The 17608-nt window shown below is 40.0% G+C and carries 6 protein-coding genes; 4 read left to right on the forward strand and 2 right to left on the reverse strand.

Annotation, left to right across the window (positions count from 1 at the left end; translation table 11 throughout):
• Window positions 1-1303: 1303 nt before the first annotated feature.
• Entirely contained in the window at window positions 1304-4039 is a 2736-nt protein-coding gene (gene secA / locus C3B55_RS04070) for a preprotein translocase subunit SecA (protein ID WP_129211682.1), read from the reverse strand.
• 303 nt (window positions 4040-4342) lie between these two features.
• Here secA and C3B55_RS04075 point away from each other — a divergent pair, with 303 nt between their 5' ends.
• Window positions 4343-4816, forward strand: coding sequence for a DUF721 domain-containing protein (locus C3B55_RS04075; RefSeq protein ID WP_129211684.1), 474 nt, complete (start codon window positions 4343-4345; stop codon window positions 4814-4816).
• Between the two features lie 2388 nt (window positions 4817-7204).
• Window positions 7205-7579 (forward strand): histone-like nucleoid-structuring protein MvaT, encoded by a 375-nt coding sequence (mvaT, locus tag C3B55_RS04080; protein ID WP_129211686.1) that lies wholly within the window; start codon window positions 7205-7207, stop codon window positions 7577-7579.
• A gap of 37 nt (window positions 7580-7616) precedes the next feature.
• Here mvaT and sbcB read toward each other — a convergent pair whose 3' ends face one another.
• Window positions 7617-9056 (reverse strand): exodeoxyribonuclease I, encoded by a 1440-nt coding sequence (sbcB, locus tag C3B55_RS04085; RefSeq protein ID WP_129211688.1) that lies wholly within the window; start codon window positions 9054-9056, stop codon window positions 7617-7619.
• Between the two features lie 2667 nt (window positions 9057-11723).
• Between sbcB and pyk the strand changes: the two genes are divergently transcribed.
• Together pyk and C3B55_RS04095 are read left to right on the forward strand one after the other, a co-directional pair.
• Window positions 11724-13175 (forward strand): pyruvate kinase, encoded by a 1452-nt coding sequence (gene pyk, locus C3B55_RS04090; protein ID WP_129211690.1) that lies wholly within the window; start codon window positions 11724-11726, stop codon window positions 13173-13175.
• A 1500-nt stretch (window positions 13176-14675) separates the two neighbouring features.
• Entirely contained in the window at window positions 14676-16190 is a 1515-nt protein-coding gene (locus C3B55_RS04095) for a fumarate hydratase (RefSeq protein ID WP_129211692.1), read from the forward strand.
• Window positions 16191-17608: the final 1418 nt, after the last annotated feature.

A 17608-nucleotide genomic window follows, 5' to 3' on the forward strand; every position in this document is an offset into this window, starting at 1 on the left:
TTGGCTGATTATATCAGCAGTATCGGTATCAACAATGCAACTACTTTAAATAGTAAAAATAAGAACGTAACATCGAAACTAAATACGTAATTTACAGAAACACACCCCAAAAACTTAATCCTGCATTGCTTATCGTTTACCTACCAGGTGGTATTACGATTTAGTGTCGATTGATAAATTATATCAGATCAAGTAATATTACTGCATATTTTATATTGAGCTATTGATTTAAATTAATAGCGAAGTCTAGGTTTTTATTATAGTGATATTATTTAGAAGTAATTAGCCAGCTAATGAATAGCTTTAAACTTCCGTATTGCACCTGACATATCAGCTAAGCTCAATAGCCTAAAGATTAGCTATTTTGCAGTTAGTTGCAGCATTACACAAATAACATACTGCAAAAATGGAATATCACTTCACCCACGACACATGTAAACGATCACGAGCTATTTTATAGTAGCAGCAGTACCCTAGACCTCAGCCTAATCACTAATAACAGAGCTGACAGAATAGAATTATAGCAAGCCGAAAGCAAAGTTAGCAAAGCTGATATTTAAATTTTATAGCATAAATTGCAGTGATAAAAAAGTGGTTGCTGCTGCTATTTGCTGTATGAACTATCAACTCAGTAACGCCTTCACTGTCATGCATAATAGACTGTATGCTACATCAATATATTGCAAGCCATACCTGTTTAGAACAGATCAACAAGTAGGTAGCAAGTACACTGAAGGTGATTTCTAGCTAGCCAGCCTAGTTAGTAGTAATAACTATACAGAAGTCATTCTGTTGAAGTATAGCTATTGCTAATAATCAAAATTATATTACTTGTTAACAGTAACCTATATTAATTGCTGCGGTATGTCACAAAAGATTTTTTGCATAAAAAACGATATAAACGAGCATATTTGCTGTCTTCTAGTAAATTATGCTTACGCCTTTGATAATATACCAATCTAAGTTAAGATCACGTTAGTGTGCATAAACTAACTAATACTACTACTGGAGCGGTATTAACTCTTGACTTATATCTACATAAGTCAGCTAGGCTTGCAGTATACAGTATTACTACTACATATTAACGCCCAAGGCTCTCTAGTACCTGCCAAACTAGAATCAAGGTTAAAACTGATATTAGATATAGCGTACAGGAGCAATACTAAAGCCAACAGACATGAATACATCCACCTCTAAAAAAGTTGATATCTATGTCGTCGTGATCAACAGTAAAATTAATAGAAATCGCTGCGGTGGCAAAAGTCAGTAGCAAAACAAACCATTGCGGCGTCAGATAAAAACCTTAGTTTATTTTGCCGTGGCAATGTTTAAACTTCTTACCCGAACCACACCAACATAGTTCGTTACGGCCAAGTTTTTGGTAATTGCGAATTGGAGTTCGAGCCAAATTAGTTTTGGCTGCTTTACCTATAACTGCAGATGCTTCCAAATGCGTTGCTTGATCTTGCTGAAATTGCATATACGTAGCTAGAGCTCTGGATTCCTGCCGCATACAATCTTCTGCCTTGATCATGTCTTCGTAGCGCACTTGAGTATTAGATAACACACGAATTGAATCGCGCTTGATCGAATCGAGCAGCCCAGAGAACAACATAAACGACTCGCGCTTATACTCTTGCTTAGGATTCTTCTGAGCGTAGCCACGTAAGTGAATACCATGACGTAGGTGGTCTATAGTCGACAGATGGTCCTTCCATAGGTCATCCAGCACACGCAGCACGATTTGTTTCTCAAAAGCACGCAGAACTTTGGTGCTCACATGCTTCTCTTTTGTGCGATAAGCGGCCAGAAGCTCAATCATAATCTTCTCTCGCATGGTTTCTTCGTGTAGATAGTCGTCTTCGTCTAGCCACTGCTGCACCGGCAATTCAACACCAAAATAACTTTTTAGTGCAGCTTCCAGGCCGGCAATATTCAACTGTTCAAACGTGGATTGTGGCGGAATATTAGCGCTAATTATAGAGTTGAGCACATCTTGACGAAAATCGGCAATGGTATCACCAATATTGTTAGCAGCCAACAAAGTGTTACGCATGTAATAAATTACTTTACGTTGTTCGTTATTAACGTTATCAAACTCAAGCAACTGCTTACGAATATCAAAGTGACAATTTTCTACCTTTCGCTGAGCTTTCTCAATAGCGTTAGTCACTATGCGGTGCTCAATAGCTTCACCAGATTGCATACCCAGAGCTTTCATGAAGTTCTTTACCCGATCTGAGGCAAAGATACGCATCAGGTTGTCTTCAAGTGATAGATAAAAACGGCTAGAACCAACATCACCCTGACGACCGGCGCGACCACGTAGCTGGTTGTCAATACGCCGCGATTCATGACGCTCAGATGCAATCACCTGCAAACCGCCGGCTTTAAGCACGACCTGGTGGCGTTTCTGCCAATCAGCCTTGATCTGAGCAATTTGTTCTGGCGTCGGGTTATCCAGCGAATCCACTTCTACTTTCCAATTACCGCCCAGCAAGATGTCAGTACCACGACCAGCCATGTTAGTAGCTATAGTCAACGCGCCTGGACGGCCAGCCTGGGCGATAATCTCGGCTTCTTTTTCGTGAAATTTAGCGTTAAGTACCTTATGTTTGATACCTTCCTGAGCAAGTAAGTTGGACATGTGCTCGGAAGTCTCGATGTTAGCAGTGCCAACTAGAATCGGACGACCACGGGCTAAGCCATCCTTGATATCATTGATAATCGCTAAGTACTTTTCTTTTGCAGTTAAAAACACTAAATCGTTGAAGTCTTGACGAGCTAGCGGCTTGTTTGGTGGAATTACCATCACAGCCAAGTTGTAGATCTGGTGAAATTCGAACGCTTCAGTATCAGCTGTACCAGTCATGCCAGACAACTTATTATACATACGAAAGTAGTTCTGGAAGGTAGTTGATGCCAGCGTCTGGCTTTCGGCTTGGATGTTTACATCTTCCTTTGCTTCGATAGCTTGGTGCAAACCTTCAGACAGACAACGACCAGGCATAGTACGGCCAGTATGTTCGTCAACAAGTATGATCCGACCATCCTGAACAATATATTCTACATTGCGATGGAATAGCTTATGAGCGCGCAGGCCAGCATACACATGGGTCAAAAGGCCCAGATTGTGGGCTGCATAAAGACTTTCGCCTTCTGATAATAATCCGATCTGCGTGAGCATATCTTCGATATGCTGGTAGCCAGCTTCATTAAGCTCAACCTGGCGGGTCTTCTCGTCAATAGTAAAATGACCTTCCTTAGTTGCTACGCCTTTCACTTCTTCGAAGTGCTGCATAAGACGCGGAATCAACTTATTAATCTCAGTGTATAGACGTGAGCTATCTTCGGCTTTACCTGAGATAATCAGTGGGGTACGAGCCTCGTCAATAAGAATCGAGTCAACTTCATCAATTACAGCGAAATTGAGTTCACGCTGAAATTTTTCTTCTATGCTGAATGCCATGTTATCACGCAGATAGTCGAAACCGAATTCGTTGTTGGTGCCATAAGTAATATCAGCAGCATAGGCAGCGTGTTTTTCTTCTGGCAGTTGGAATGATGTTACCACACCTACGGTCAAACCAAGAAATTCATACAGTGGACGCATCCAGTTGGCATCCCGGCGAGCCAAGTAATCGTTCACAGTTACAACGTGCACACCCTTGCCTGATAATGCATTTAGGTAAACGCTAAGGGTAGCCACCAGGGTTTTGCCTTCACCGGTACGCATTTCAGCAATTTTACCTTCATGTAAGGTCATGCCACCGATTAACTGTACGTCGAAGTGACGCATGCTCATAACACGCTTACCGGCTTCACGGACGACTGCAAAAGATTCAGGTAACAGTTTGTTGAGACTTTCACCTTTAGCTATACGAACCTTGAACTCTTGAGTCTTAGCGCGCAATTGATCATCTGACAAAGTCATCATATGCTCTTCGAGAACATTGATTAACTGCACCGTCTTGAGCATACGTTTAACTTCGTGCTCATTCCTGCTTCCAAAAAATTTTTTTAACAAAGGCGCAAACATATCGGCAGGTTCTTCCAACACATAGGAATGGGGAGCTTACCTTAAGTAGCCCATACAGCCCTCACAGCTACATGTGAGCATACATTTCACCCAGAAATCGCCGAGTAAAAAATTTTTTATTCCTCCGATACTGCATCCTGTGAGAGGGTCTATTTAAAGTAAAGGCTTTTACTAGAACTTCAACCCATGGAACACAGAAGTTATTTGTTGATTCTACTAGAATTGTTAGATAGGCGTTTCACCTAGAAAAAATAAGCGCTGCATGTTAAAATAATTACTCTTTATGATTTAAGGTGCTTAAGCATGGCTTTTTGTCCACCTATGGCTCGCTCTCTCAAAGTGCTGCTCAGCGAAGCCAAACCTTTGATAGCTATCTTCAGCCATGCGCAACGTATCAGTTATTTGCAACGCCTTGCAGAAAGCCAACTGCAACCTGCCGCCCGTAAACATTGTCACGTAGCTTCCTGGCATGAAGGTAACTTGCTATTCATCGTTACAGATGGGCATTGGGCTACTCGTCTACGCTATCAGCAAAAATACTTACAACGACAATTGATGATATTTACTGAGTTTGCTAGCTTGACTCATATCCAGTTTAAGGTGCAACCGCCCAATATGCAGCAAAATTTAGTTGAACACAACAAGATGGGCTTATCAGATAGTGCAGCTAAAACGATTCAATCAACAGCTTGCAGCATTAGCAATCCGAGTTTACGCGTGGCATTAGAACGTTTAGCGTCCCGTGCCAATAATCCATGCAGTACTGACTACTGCTAAATCTGATTGACAGCCTATTTCGTATTAAATTTAAATACCATGTCTACAGTAATATTTAAGCAACTTTATCAATAAATCTTGGTCACCTCAACGGCCGCATTAGCACTTTCTCAGTAGTGCTATGCTAGCATTGCATACTATGATAATTTTACAGACCAACTAGCAACAGTAAATACTGCGCATTTGACCTCACTCAGTGGCTCTGTCCGTAAAAGAAGCTACAAGGCACATTGTAGGGAAGTGACGCAGCAAAATACACACTAATATTTTTTAAAACAAATCAAATATACCACTTGCTCCAGGCAATCCAGCAAAGCCTTTAACATGTTAGAGATAGAATAAATGCGCTTCGTCAAAAAAATCGTGCAACAGCAGTTGACTAACGCTGCTGCGCTCTAGCAGCTGCTTAAACAGCTAAACCAAAAACACATCAAGAGCTTCGCGTATACCTATAGCAACCTGAATACTATGTAGCTTGATATTCCAGCAAGTAGATACATCTGCAACCACGACCACTGACAGACTACAAGATATTTTAGGTTGCATGACCAACCTACTGAAACTAAGCTTGGGTACTCCACTGCTAAAGTGAAGCCGCAGAAATATATTGTTGCTCAGCATTAGTGGATACTACGTGCAAACAGTAAGAGGCATGGCTTTGAAAACTTTTAAAGTCCAGCACAACAACAAGCTTTCACGGTTAACAACCTTGATAATTGAACAGGGTATTGATTGCTGACTGTACGTGAATTTCAGCAGGATTCCGAGCAGTCACAGCACCATTTCGCTAATAGCGATGCGCAGCAGATAGCCAGATTACTAGTGAATATTATATGGTATTACCTGATAAACTATAAAAGTTAAATTAAGGCAATGTATACCCATAATAAACTTGACGACTTAATGTTCTCTTAACGGACTAACTACAACACACTAACTACAACACAAATATCGCACATGATGGTTCTTAATATTTGCGACTAATACTACTATGCACCAATATTCCTGAGAGCTTTCGCTAAGAGCTGCAATTTAGCTATTTTGTTGCACTAGTGACGTTAGTAGTAAACTCATGACAGTTGGTTAGGCGCACGAACTAGGCAGACCAGGCAGTAAGCGAACTACAAAGGCAGAGCTGTCAAGTGGTGAAGGATTATGAGGAACAAGCAATTATTATTGCTAATGCTTAATTGTAGTACTATCAGGTCAATATAGATAGCGGCAAAATTACCCTAAATTTAAAATTAGGTTAAAGAATCTTCTACAAAGACTACCGTAACCATTACAAGTAGCATTACATCTTGTTGATACTGCTATTTTGCGTATACTGTTTAATATCAAATTCAGATATCAAGACCTTAGTGTACTTTATATTGATATAGCTATCGGTCAGTTGATTATTTCCGAAAAAATTTTTATTTTATCAAGACCGGGTCAAACATTTGAGTGGTAGCGGCAATCTTAGCCTGTAAGTCGTAATAGCTAACATCGACTTATTAGCTTTCGTGTTATGTGAGCTACGCGTTCTTGGTCAATAACAATTGATAGAGGTTACTTAATTAACAGCTTAAACACTTAGACTGATGCTAAATTTAACATACCTGCTCATCTTGAGCCGTTTCATAAAACGAATTCATACAGTATTCTAAAATATCGAGCAGGTTATGAGCTTGCCTTATGTATATTCAATACATACAACTTGTCACATGCTGCGTAAGTCCTCGTAATTAGAAATTACATAAGCAATCTCATAGTTTAGTACGGCTGACCTGCTGCGTTAGCAGTACAACAGGTCAGCCAAACCGAAGGGTTTACGTTTAACCATAAACACAGCACATTTTTGCTTTAGGTAGGTCATATGCTAAGTTATTGCAAAGTTTTTTTGGATATGCAGTGAAAACGCTTCATAAAAAACATAACAACCAACAGGTAGCATATCAGTATAAATTTAGTGAGGCACAAAAACTAGAAGCTGAGATTATCCGAGTGATGGCTCGCCTCAGTAATATTAATATTATAGGATATAATATAGTTGCTGACTGCAGCAGAAAAATATAAGCCCAGTCTTAGCAAGCAATCACTAGCCAAAAGTGCAATATTTTACGCTTTATTCTGCAAGCTTACGCCACATTTACACCGCTTAATATATTACTAGCGTAAAGTTTGACCACTGCTAGATTAGCATATAACCTTGCACATATATAGTTATCCGCAATAAAACAGGATTATTGTTATGCTAACCATTATCAATTAACTCGATTGCAGCGTTTTGCTACAAATATTTAAATTAATTCACATAAATGTTCACTTAAATGTTTACTTGGGGAAATTGCCTGATTATTATTAAGGTACTCCCTGTTAATCAGCGCTCGACATAAGGTAGTCCACATGTCTCTGATCACTGAATACCGCGCCACCGAAGAAGCCATCAAAGAACTACAAGCCCGCTTGAAGAACTTGTCACAAGACAACAATCTGCAAACTGAGTTAGAGTTCGAAGGCAAATTACGCACCCTAATGGGTGAGTACTCTAAATCTATGCGCGATATTATTGCGCTGTTGGATCCAGAATTGACAGTTAAAGCACCGCGTAGCGCTGTAAAAATCACGAGCACTAAGCTCGCCCGTAAGGTCAAACAGTACAAAAATCCATATAATGGCGAAGTAATTCAAACCAAAGGTGGTAACCATAAGACTCTAAAAGAGTGGAAAGCTAAGTGGGGTAGCAACGTAGTTGAAGATTGGTCTACTTTGCTAGACTAAAGCTAGATAAGGTCTAGATCAGGTATTTATCTGATATTCAAATACTTGATTGCAGATCTAAGCGGGTCGTCAAACAATCGGCATGCATCTGCCATTCATCTAGCACCTGGCACTGCAATGGTGTTGCATTAACAGACAATTCCTTGCATGTGCGCTTAAATGATAAAAGAGTATTGGGTGCACCCAACTCTACATGTGTCAAACGTTGCTGACAGAAAAGTTTCCAACGATCTCGCTCCTCACTGTTTAATGAGTCAGGAAAGTTACGAGCGCGATAGCGGAATAACAATTCTAGCAATCGATAGTCATCGAAAGACCATTGCTTACTTGCCAACTGTGAAGGTTCAGCAACCCGCAATTGTTCGCATAACCGTCTATCGTGGTTACTAATGAAGCCATTATAGAGCTGCTGTTCTGGGTCTGCACTAGATACACAAGCTTCCTCGGCATAAATAGCAGTTAACTTATCAAGCCAAACTTCTTGTGTATCATTTAATCGCAACACTAATGCCTGGCAGGCGTCTATATCAAACTGAATACGCCGGCAATCATTTGCCCACAGCACATTCAATGGCGCTAAAACCGGACAGCGATTGATGTGTAACAATTTAAGCGGTACTGGTAGCTCACCTTCTGCCAAGTCTTTCCGACGCGTGTAGAGCCGTTTGCGTAAGGTCTTTGCGTCTAGATCCAGCAAAACCTGCGGGTCTAGTCCAAGGTCGCAGACAATCAACGCATTACGATTATGCGGGTGCCAGGCTAAAGGCAGCACAACACCAAAATAATAACGCTCAGCAGAGAAATACCTAGAAATATACACTACTGGCCGGAGTAGATGCACTTGATCCATTACCCTATGCTTACTGCGCAGCTGAAACAACCATTCATATAATTTAGGCTGTTTTTTTCTGATCAGACGAGCCATGGCAATGGTTGCACGTACGTCTAACAAAGCATCGTGGGCCTGACCATGATCGATACCATTAGCCTTAGTTAAACGCTCAAGTTTGAACGTGACACGCCCATCCTGCTGTGGCCAGACAATGCCCTCAGGACGCAGCGCGTAGGCAGTACGGACTACATTAATCAAGTCCCAGCGGCTGTTTCCGCAACGCCACTCACGAGTGTATGGATCAAAAAAGTTACGATACAGACTGTGGCGTGTCATTTCATCATCAAAACGCAGATTATTGTAACCAGCACTGCAAGTCCCCGGTGCAGCTAACTCAGCATACACGCGGGTCATAAAATCAGCTTCAGTCAAACCATTTTTTGCCAGCATACCTGGAGTGATACCAGTTATCATACAAGCTGCTGGATGTGGCAGAATATCGTCGCTTGGAAGGCAATAAAGATTGACAGGCTTGTCAACCTCATTAAGTTCAAGATCCGTACGAATACCAGCAACTTGCAATGGGCGATCGCTGCGTGGATGGATACCAGTGGCTTCATAGTCGTACCAGAAAATGGTAGTCACAGGGTGACTGCTCCTGTACTAAATACAGAGTAAGTCTAAGGGCTGCAAGACGACTTAGGCAAGCGATAAATTACCGCATAAATATCTATAAAATCTTAAATAGTTGCTTTAACCGTAGCTATTACTAGCAGTTGTGTATTTGAATACACTAAAAATACTAAAGAGCGCTAGGTTGCCTAGCTTTATTAGATACTAATTACTAAATCAAGAACCCATAAGAGCAGATATTTGCCTTTGCTTTTAGCCTTGACTTTGCGAATAGCGCTGCATACTGGTAATTTACTACGAACAGCTGCCTTTCGTCGATATACAATACCACAAACTACACACTAGCTTCTTTATACGCTAAAGCGGAGTAAATTATGCGCTACCTTCAGCTTTACTAAACGCCAGGATGAAACTCTCTCTGATCTGATACGCGAGTTGATTTTTATTCTCACCACTAAGCTACAACTATTACTGGCACACATAGTAAGGCAAAGCTAAGCTAAAATGAGCCAATTAACTAAATTTTAAAATCATTATGGGTGCTCGTATTAGTATTTGCTATTGTCAAGTAATATATCTATATAGCTAAACTATATCAATTTAGTGATATCGCGGCATACCTGCCTATAAAAACATAGGCAGTAGTGCATGCATAGCATTGCATGCTATGCTGCTGCCAATGAATAGACCCGCGATAGTGAACGCTGCTAATATTTTTTTACTAATCACACTGCTGTGGAAATATTTGGCCTAAACAATAGCTAACACTATAAATTATCTTGATTTAAAGCTAACTATAAACAAACTTCGACTTGCTTAGTTGTTTGCTAAACGATTTGAACTTAATTCTAAAAATCACTAACACAAAATTCATAAACCCTTATCTAACAACAGCTATAACATAATTAGAATGCTATATTTATTATGAAATCCACCTAATAAATCTAGTTAATACTTATTGGATTAGTTTGCTGTTAATATCTTACATCTGGAATAAAGCAAAGCATGACGAAGAAATAGACAATAGCTGTTAAGTGAACAGACATCAACGGCTAATCTTTATGTAGCGGACAAACACTGTCATGCCTATCAAGGCATAACAGTGAAATACCACTGCATAGCCTGAAATACCTCACCTATCTGCGAACCAAAGGATGCACCCAGCTGACTGCCGGATGAGTGCAGCCACAAGGCTAAACATGAAGTGAGATACATGCTAGATTTAATCAAATCTCTAATGAGAGCACAGAGATCATATTACTCTTTAATAAAAACTTAAAATATCTACTATTATATTATACACGTAATTTACCTTAAACTCTGTTAGCCACAGTCTTGCTGATTACCATAACGCTATAGCATACCAAATACACGCTATGAGTTGATTCAGATATCCGTGCTCAAACACATAAATAGTTATAGAAATACTATACAAGCCAGCACTAATTTAATGCTGTGTTGCTACAATAAAAACACATTGCTGAAGCCAACTACCATAGGCTTAGAGCATAACATGCTACACTGCCAAGTTACCTAAACTTTAAATCTTAAATGACATTAAACAGTAGCAGATGCTAAAATCAAATCTGACTCGCAACATACTCCCACACAATCATTTAGTCTCTCAGCTTGCTATTGGCAAAAAGCCGCCCAATAGTACTGGCTTGAGCTAGCTGACATAAGCTTTGAAACATAAACTTGACAAATTTTACTGCATAAAGCGGTGATCAATGATTCATATACATGAAGTGCTGTATTCACGCATAATCCTGAGTCACAGCATTACTAGTTGACATCTTCATAGCTTCACAAACATATTGCGGTACGATTAATTACTTAAAAATCAATTCAGTAACTGCAACCTTCAAACATCGCTTAAATACCACGTCAATCATTACTAGTAATTAAAAATCTATATAGGTCTATCTTTAGACGCACTAACTAGGAAGTTAATGGCTATAGCAATAGGTCGATTCAGCACTTTAGAAAATAAGACAATTGATGTCATTTAGTACTTCAGTCAGTTAATATAGTAAGACAGCTATCTATTAGCTATAACTTTGGCCACGCAGTGATTTAAAGCAGATAATATATGCATTCATCTTGCCTAGTGATTAGTATAAATCACGTATGATCAATTACTGCACAACATGCCAACTCAAAGCATGTCATTTCTTTAAACACAAACTTGTACTAATGAATATTTTAAGAATATTCCATAGCTATGGAAGTACCAATATAATCAAAGTGAGCTAGCTATAGCTGGGCAAAATTTTGCACCAAAGTACCGCCTAAATTTCTGCAGAGTATCAAGACAGACTATAGTAAGCTAACTTTAGTAAAGCAATAGTGATATTTAAATGAATTGAAATTAAAGATAACCTGGCAGGTTCATGCTAGATAAATAAACAACTTCTAACAATCTTGGCATTAGCTATAAGGCGTTAAGACTTCTGGTTATACATAATGAAGTTTTCAGCTCTGACTAGTTTACATGAACTAATTTTATGGCTACAGGGTTTTGTCTGTAGTGGTATCGTCAAAAATCTTTAAGGATTTTGATTTATATAATAAAAAGCAAAACTAAGCTAATCCATTAATAAGTACTGCAAAATAGTAATATACTGCAACTAAAAAGCATAATAGCTTTCTAAAATATTTTAACCCAGGAGTCTGCGCATGTCCGTCCGTCGCACTAAAATTATTGCTACCCTTGGCCCTGCCAGTAACTCGCCAGACATTCTCGAACAGCTTATTTTAGCTGGTTTAAACGTTGCCCGTCTGAACCTATCCCACGGCACCCCAGACGAGCATAAGGCCAGCGCTAAGCTAGTACGCAGCTTAGCTGCCAAGCACGGTCGCTTCGTGGCACTGTTGGGTGATCTGCAAGGCCCAAAAATCCGTCTTGCTAAATTTATTAATAAGCGGATTGAGCTAAAGATCGGTGATCAGTTTACTTTCTCTACCAACCATCCGCTGACTAAAGGCAATCAGACAATCGTAGGTGTGGACTACCCGGATCTAGTTAAGGACTGTGGAGTTGGCGACAAACTATTGCTGGATGACGGCCGCGTAGTTATGCGCGTTGATACCGCAACCAAAACTGAACTCAACTGCACCGTTATTATTGGCGGCACACTTTCCGACCATAAAGGTATTAATCGTCGCGGTGGCGGTTTAACAGCGCCAGCTCTGACTGAAAAAGATAAATCTGACATCAAACTTGCAACCGAAATTGAAGTAGATTACTTAGCCGTGTCATTTCCACGCGACGCTGCGGATATGGAATACGCCCGTAAACTAAGCACTGAAGCTGGTGGTGCCGCCTGGCTAGTAGCAAAGATTGAACGCGCTGAAGCCGTAGCCGATGACGCAACTCTTGATGGCCTGATTAAAGCTTCCGATGCTATCATGGTTGCCCGTGGTGACCTGGGCGTAGAAATTGGTGATGCCGAGCTGATTGGTATTCAGAAAAAGATTATCTTACACGCACGTCGCTACAATAAGGCAGTGATCGTAGCAACTCAGATGATGGAATCCATGCTCCAAAACCCGATACCAACTCGCGCCGAGGTGTCGGACGTAGCTAACGCCGTGCTAGATTACACTGATGCAGTGATGCTTTCGGCTGAAAGCGCTGCAGGCCCTTACCCGTTAGAAGCTATTCAGGCTATGGCTCGTATCTGTGTCGGTGCTGAAAAGCATCCAACTAGCAAAACTTCTAGCCATCGTATCGGCACAATGTTCGAAAGCTGCGACCAGAGCATTGCGCTGGCTGCAATGTACACTGCTAACCACTTTCCTGGTGTCAAAGCGATTATCGCTTTGACTGAAAGTGGCTACACGCCATTGATTATGTCGCGTATTCGTTCGTCAGTATCAATTTACGCATTCACACCACACCTCGCAGCTCAAGCTCGCACAGCATTATTTCGTGGCGTATACACTATTCCATTTGATCCGGCATCGCTTGCACCAAATGAGGTCAGCCAAAAAGCAATCGATGAACTAGTGAAGCGCGGCGTAGTGGAAACAGGCGACTGGATTATCTTGACTAAAGGCGATAGCTACCATACTACCGGTGGTACTAATGGTATGAAAATCCTGCATGTGGGCGATTTACAAGTCTAAATAGCACGCCATGCTACAAATAATCATGGCCATGTAAATAGCCAGACTTTTTATATTTTAAAGCACGCGAACTGGCATAATCAGCATTTAACAAACCACCACTCCACCATGCCACTGCCTACTCATCAACATAAACTTCGCCACACAGTAATAATTTCAATCGCTTGCATGCCTTAATAGACGAAGTAAAGTTAGGCTTTAACTGCATCCAGGCAAATCTAAGATTAACGAATAGCATACAAAATTACATATCCAAATAATATACGCCTAAATATAATGCAGTAGTGTAGGATTTACACTAATACCAGCTACTACAAAGTTACCATAACTATAATTGTTCATTTGCAGCATTTAATTAGACTTTTATGAAATAAAAGCAGTGGATTGTCGAGGTTGCTGAGCAATGATTAGAGGAAATTAGTAATATCGCTAACAGTAGTGAAATAACTTTCTGCTATCATGGATTATAAAGACAGCACTGACGCTTACACGGGTATCAGTCTATTTTAAACGTCAAGATTAGTTGCATGCATATAGCGCATGCCAGAACATACTTTGTCAGGACGACTAAACTGTATGGTCAGCAGTCTACGTTAAAGACTCAATGAGATAATATCGGCTATAGTTAACCTTGCAGCCAGCAAAACTAGCTTTACACTACATAGCCAGAAAGTATCGGCTATCAGTGATATTATACGACAGCTATACTAAAATAGACGCTTGAAAGCACCTCAATACTAGTATGGTGCAACCAGTATACAAAACTAAAGCGTGCCGAACAGCAATTCATGGTTACGTTTATGCATAAATTGAATTAAACAATATATAAGGTTTCACTATTAGATCAAAATACTATACAATCAAAGCTATCAGTGGTCAGCCAGGTAATACGCATTGATATGAATAATCTTGATATAAGTCAAACTGAGGCAACTAATAATCATGGCTAAATAATTTTTATAACATACCACGTAAAAGTTCATGAGCCATATTCTAATTATAACCAAATAGTAGTACAATTATAAGTATTTGATACTAACTGTATGCGTTACCGATTACCATACAAATTAAATAAACGCTAATCGTCTTGAGATCATACTAAACTTGCAGTATTTAATTATTTGACATTAGCCTCGCTTCTTAGTATAGCAGCAAGCACGTATTTTAACCTTAAGGACACAGCTAAGGTATAGAGCTGCACCTACGAGATAAACTCAGGTTATTTAGTAAGTTACTATTATTGAATAGCAATTAATAACGCTCATCGAGCATGTAGCCCAAGAATGTAGTACATAACTAAAATGCTATGTATAGGGCACAATGTTTAGCAGGTTTTTATCTTAGTCTTTATATATGATACTAGACTAGATTACACTGATAAGTTTTTTTGCAGTATACAATTTATACTATTTTAGATTGCCATGAACAACTACTTTTAGCTGATGAAGGCAGTACTAAAACCACTGTTTTAAAGGTTAGTTTTATAGAAGAAAGTTACTTATGACCATGATTAAACAAGAAGATTTGATTCAGAGCGTTGCCGACACTTTGCAATTCATTTCCTACTACCACCCCATGGACTTTATCCGTGCAATGCACGAAGCTTACCTGCACGAAGAATCGCTAATCGCACGTAACGCTATCGCGCAGATCCTGATCAATTCACGCATGTGTGCTATTGGCCATCGCCCGATCTGCCAGGATACTGGTATTGTCAATGTATTCTTGCGTATTGGCATGAACGTACACTGGGATAGCACTACCATGAGCCTAAATGACATGATCAACGAAGGCGTGCGTCGTGCCTATAACCTGCCGGAAAACATTCTGCGCGCATCGGTTCTTGCTGACCCTGCTGGTACGCGCAAAAATACTAAGGATAACACCCCAGCCGTAATCCATTACTCTATCATCCCCGGTGATACTATAGAAGTGGATGTAGCAGCTAAGGGCGGCGGTTCAGAGAACAAATCAAGAATGGCTATGCTTAACCCATCCGATTCTATAGTTGATTGGGTGCTTAAAACCGTTCCAACCATGGGCGCTGGCTGGTGTCCACCAGGAATACTAGGTATCGGTATTGGCGGCACTGCTGAGAAAGCTGCGGTAATGGCTAAAGAAGTGCTGATGGAGTCTATCGACATCCACGAGCTGAAAAAGCGCGGTCCATCTAATTATATCGAAGAGATGCGCCTAGAGTTATTCAAAAAAGTTAATCAACTGGGCATTGGTGCCCAGGGCCTGGGTGGTTTAACTACTGTACTAGATGTAAAAATCATGGACTACCCGACCCACGCGGCTTCGCTTCCAGTGTGCATGATCCCCAACTGTGCCGCTACTCGTCACGCCCGTTTCGTGCTGGATGGTTCTGGATCAGCTTCGCTAGAAGCGCCATCGTTGGATTCCTACCCAGAAATTGTTTGGAAAACTTGCCCGGTAGCCCGTTACGTTAACCTAAACACCCTAACCCATGAACAAGTGCAGAGCTGGAAGCCTGGCGAAACAGTATTGCTCAACGGTAAAATGTTTACTGGTCGTGATGCTGCACACAAACGCATAGTTGAAATGCTAAACAAAGGTGAAGTCCCGCCAATAGACCTTAAGGATCGCTTTATCTACTACGTTGGACCTGTTGATCCAGTGCGCGAAGAAGTGGTCGGCCCAGCTGGGCCGACCACTGCAACGCGGATGGACAGGTTTACCCGTCAGCTCCTTGAGCAAACCGGTCTGCTTGGTATGATTGGTAAAGCCGAGCGTGGCAAAACTGCTATCGAGGCCATCAAAGACTACAAAGCCGTATACCTAATAGCTGTTGGTGGCGCTGCTTATCTAGTAGCACAAGCTATTAAGAAATCGCGCGTTGTCGCGTTTACTGAACTAGGCATGGAAGCAATCTATGAGTTAGACGTAACAAATATGCCAGCCACTGTTGCAGTAGACAGCAAAGGCGAATCCATACACATTACTGGTCCTGCTATATGGCAGAAAAAGATTAGTGAAAGTTTAATAGTGTAAGTGCAGTAAGCGCTTCTTTGTAAGGATTCAGATGATTACTATTCATATTATAGCCGTCAGTCTATAGCCGAAAATACTTTGTTATCATAAACGCTATTATATGGGAGCAAGCTAACCAGCAATGCCAGTATTGTAGTTTAACTTAAACATGCGTTACTGTGTTCATGACTAAGCCTATCTATATAAACACACATGCTAGTCCATCATTATATAATCATGATCTATAACTTATGCTTGTTATAACTTATAACTAGTAAGCGCTGAGCGCTGCCTTAGCTGTGCTTTATACTAATAAACTATAAACCATGACGTATATCACCGCTCATAACAATCAATAACCAGTGCGCTATTGCTGAACTCTTTGTTCATCTTGATAAGACGCTACTGCGCCAGACCAATAGTCTTAATTATAAATTTAGAAATAATGAATGATATAAAAAATTTAACAAGTATCAACACATAAGACTTCCTATAACTGTAAATTGTTGTATATCACAAAAGTGCCATGCAATTATTTACAGTCAGACTGACAGATAGCATTAGCTTGACCGTAACTATAAGTAACTAGAAATTACTAAGCAGTTAAGTTGAATACAACTACACGTTTAGCTTTGTGTGTCAACTAAACCTTGAGCCATGAATATTAAGAGTTTTTGTGTGGTAAGCAATGGCATTGTATTTATTGCTAACCAGCCGTAGTAGCGTTACTACATATTTACAGTGATTGTCTACAAAATACTATTGCTAAAAGCAAAACTACTCATCAATAACATTAAAAGTAACTGCATCAGCTAGAAATGAATAATACCCCAGCTAAGGCATCTATGATTCGCCTCTATAATGTGTGAATGGACAAGATAGCAACACTTAAGTTGCATATGAAAAAAATCATTATCACTGAAGACTATAGGTTGTACTGTACAACTGTTGCAAGCACTGTATTTTTACCTATAAAGATTCATGCAGTAATAGACTTTGCTACAGCTATTTCCTGATTAGTACTGGTGTACATATTATTATGCTCAATCCAATGTTAGTGCTTATGACGTTTGCACTCACGCATTCTTGAAGAACTCAAATGGATGAGTGAAGAAACAGTATATAGCGCTTGAATACCTAACTAATGACTGCTTATAGTATATATAGTTAAGTAGACTTATATTTGTTGCTAAATCATAACTACATAGCCATAACCACTAACAACTCAAGCTATTTACGCAAAAAAAAACTATAATAACTAAACGCGAATGGTTCAACTAAATAAGCTTTATAGCAAAATATTTATTAGCGACAAAACTAGTAGTAATAAAAAGTTAGCCGTTACTACAAATATAATGTTGTACTTGCAGTAAAATAACTATTTATGTACTTCAACTGTATAGTGATCCATCAGCAGCTATTTAAAAATAAACAGATTT

This window comes from Candidatus Pseudomonas adelgestsugas (assembly GCF_004124255.1).
GTDB lineage: Bacteria > Pseudomonadota > Gammaproteobacteria > Pseudomonadales > Pseudomonadaceae > Aquipseudomonas > Aquipseudomonas adelgestsugas.

What these genes read in the sequence shown, in the direction of transcription:
- secA (WP_129211682.1), bottom strand. Translation starts at nt 4,039, where the DNA reads ATGTTTGCGCCTTTGTTAAAAAAATTTTTTGGAAGCAGGAATGAGCAC.
- C3B55_RS04075 (WP_129211684.1), top strand. Translation starts at nt 4,343, where the DNA reads ATGGCTTTTTGTCCACCTATGGCTCGCTCTCTCAAAGTGCTGCTCAGC.
- mvaT (WP_129211686.1), top strand. Translation starts at nt 7,205, where the DNA reads ATGTCTCTGATCACTGAATACCGCGCCACCGAAGAAGCCATCAAAGAA.
- pyk (WP_129211690.1), top strand. Translation starts at nt 11,724, where the DNA reads ATGTCCGTCCGTCGCACTAAAATTATTGCTACCCTTGGCCCTGCCAGT.
- C3B55_RS04095 (WP_129211692.1), top strand. Translation starts at nt 14,676, where the DNA reads ATGACCATGATTAAACAAGAAGATTTGATTCAGAGCGTTGCCGACACT.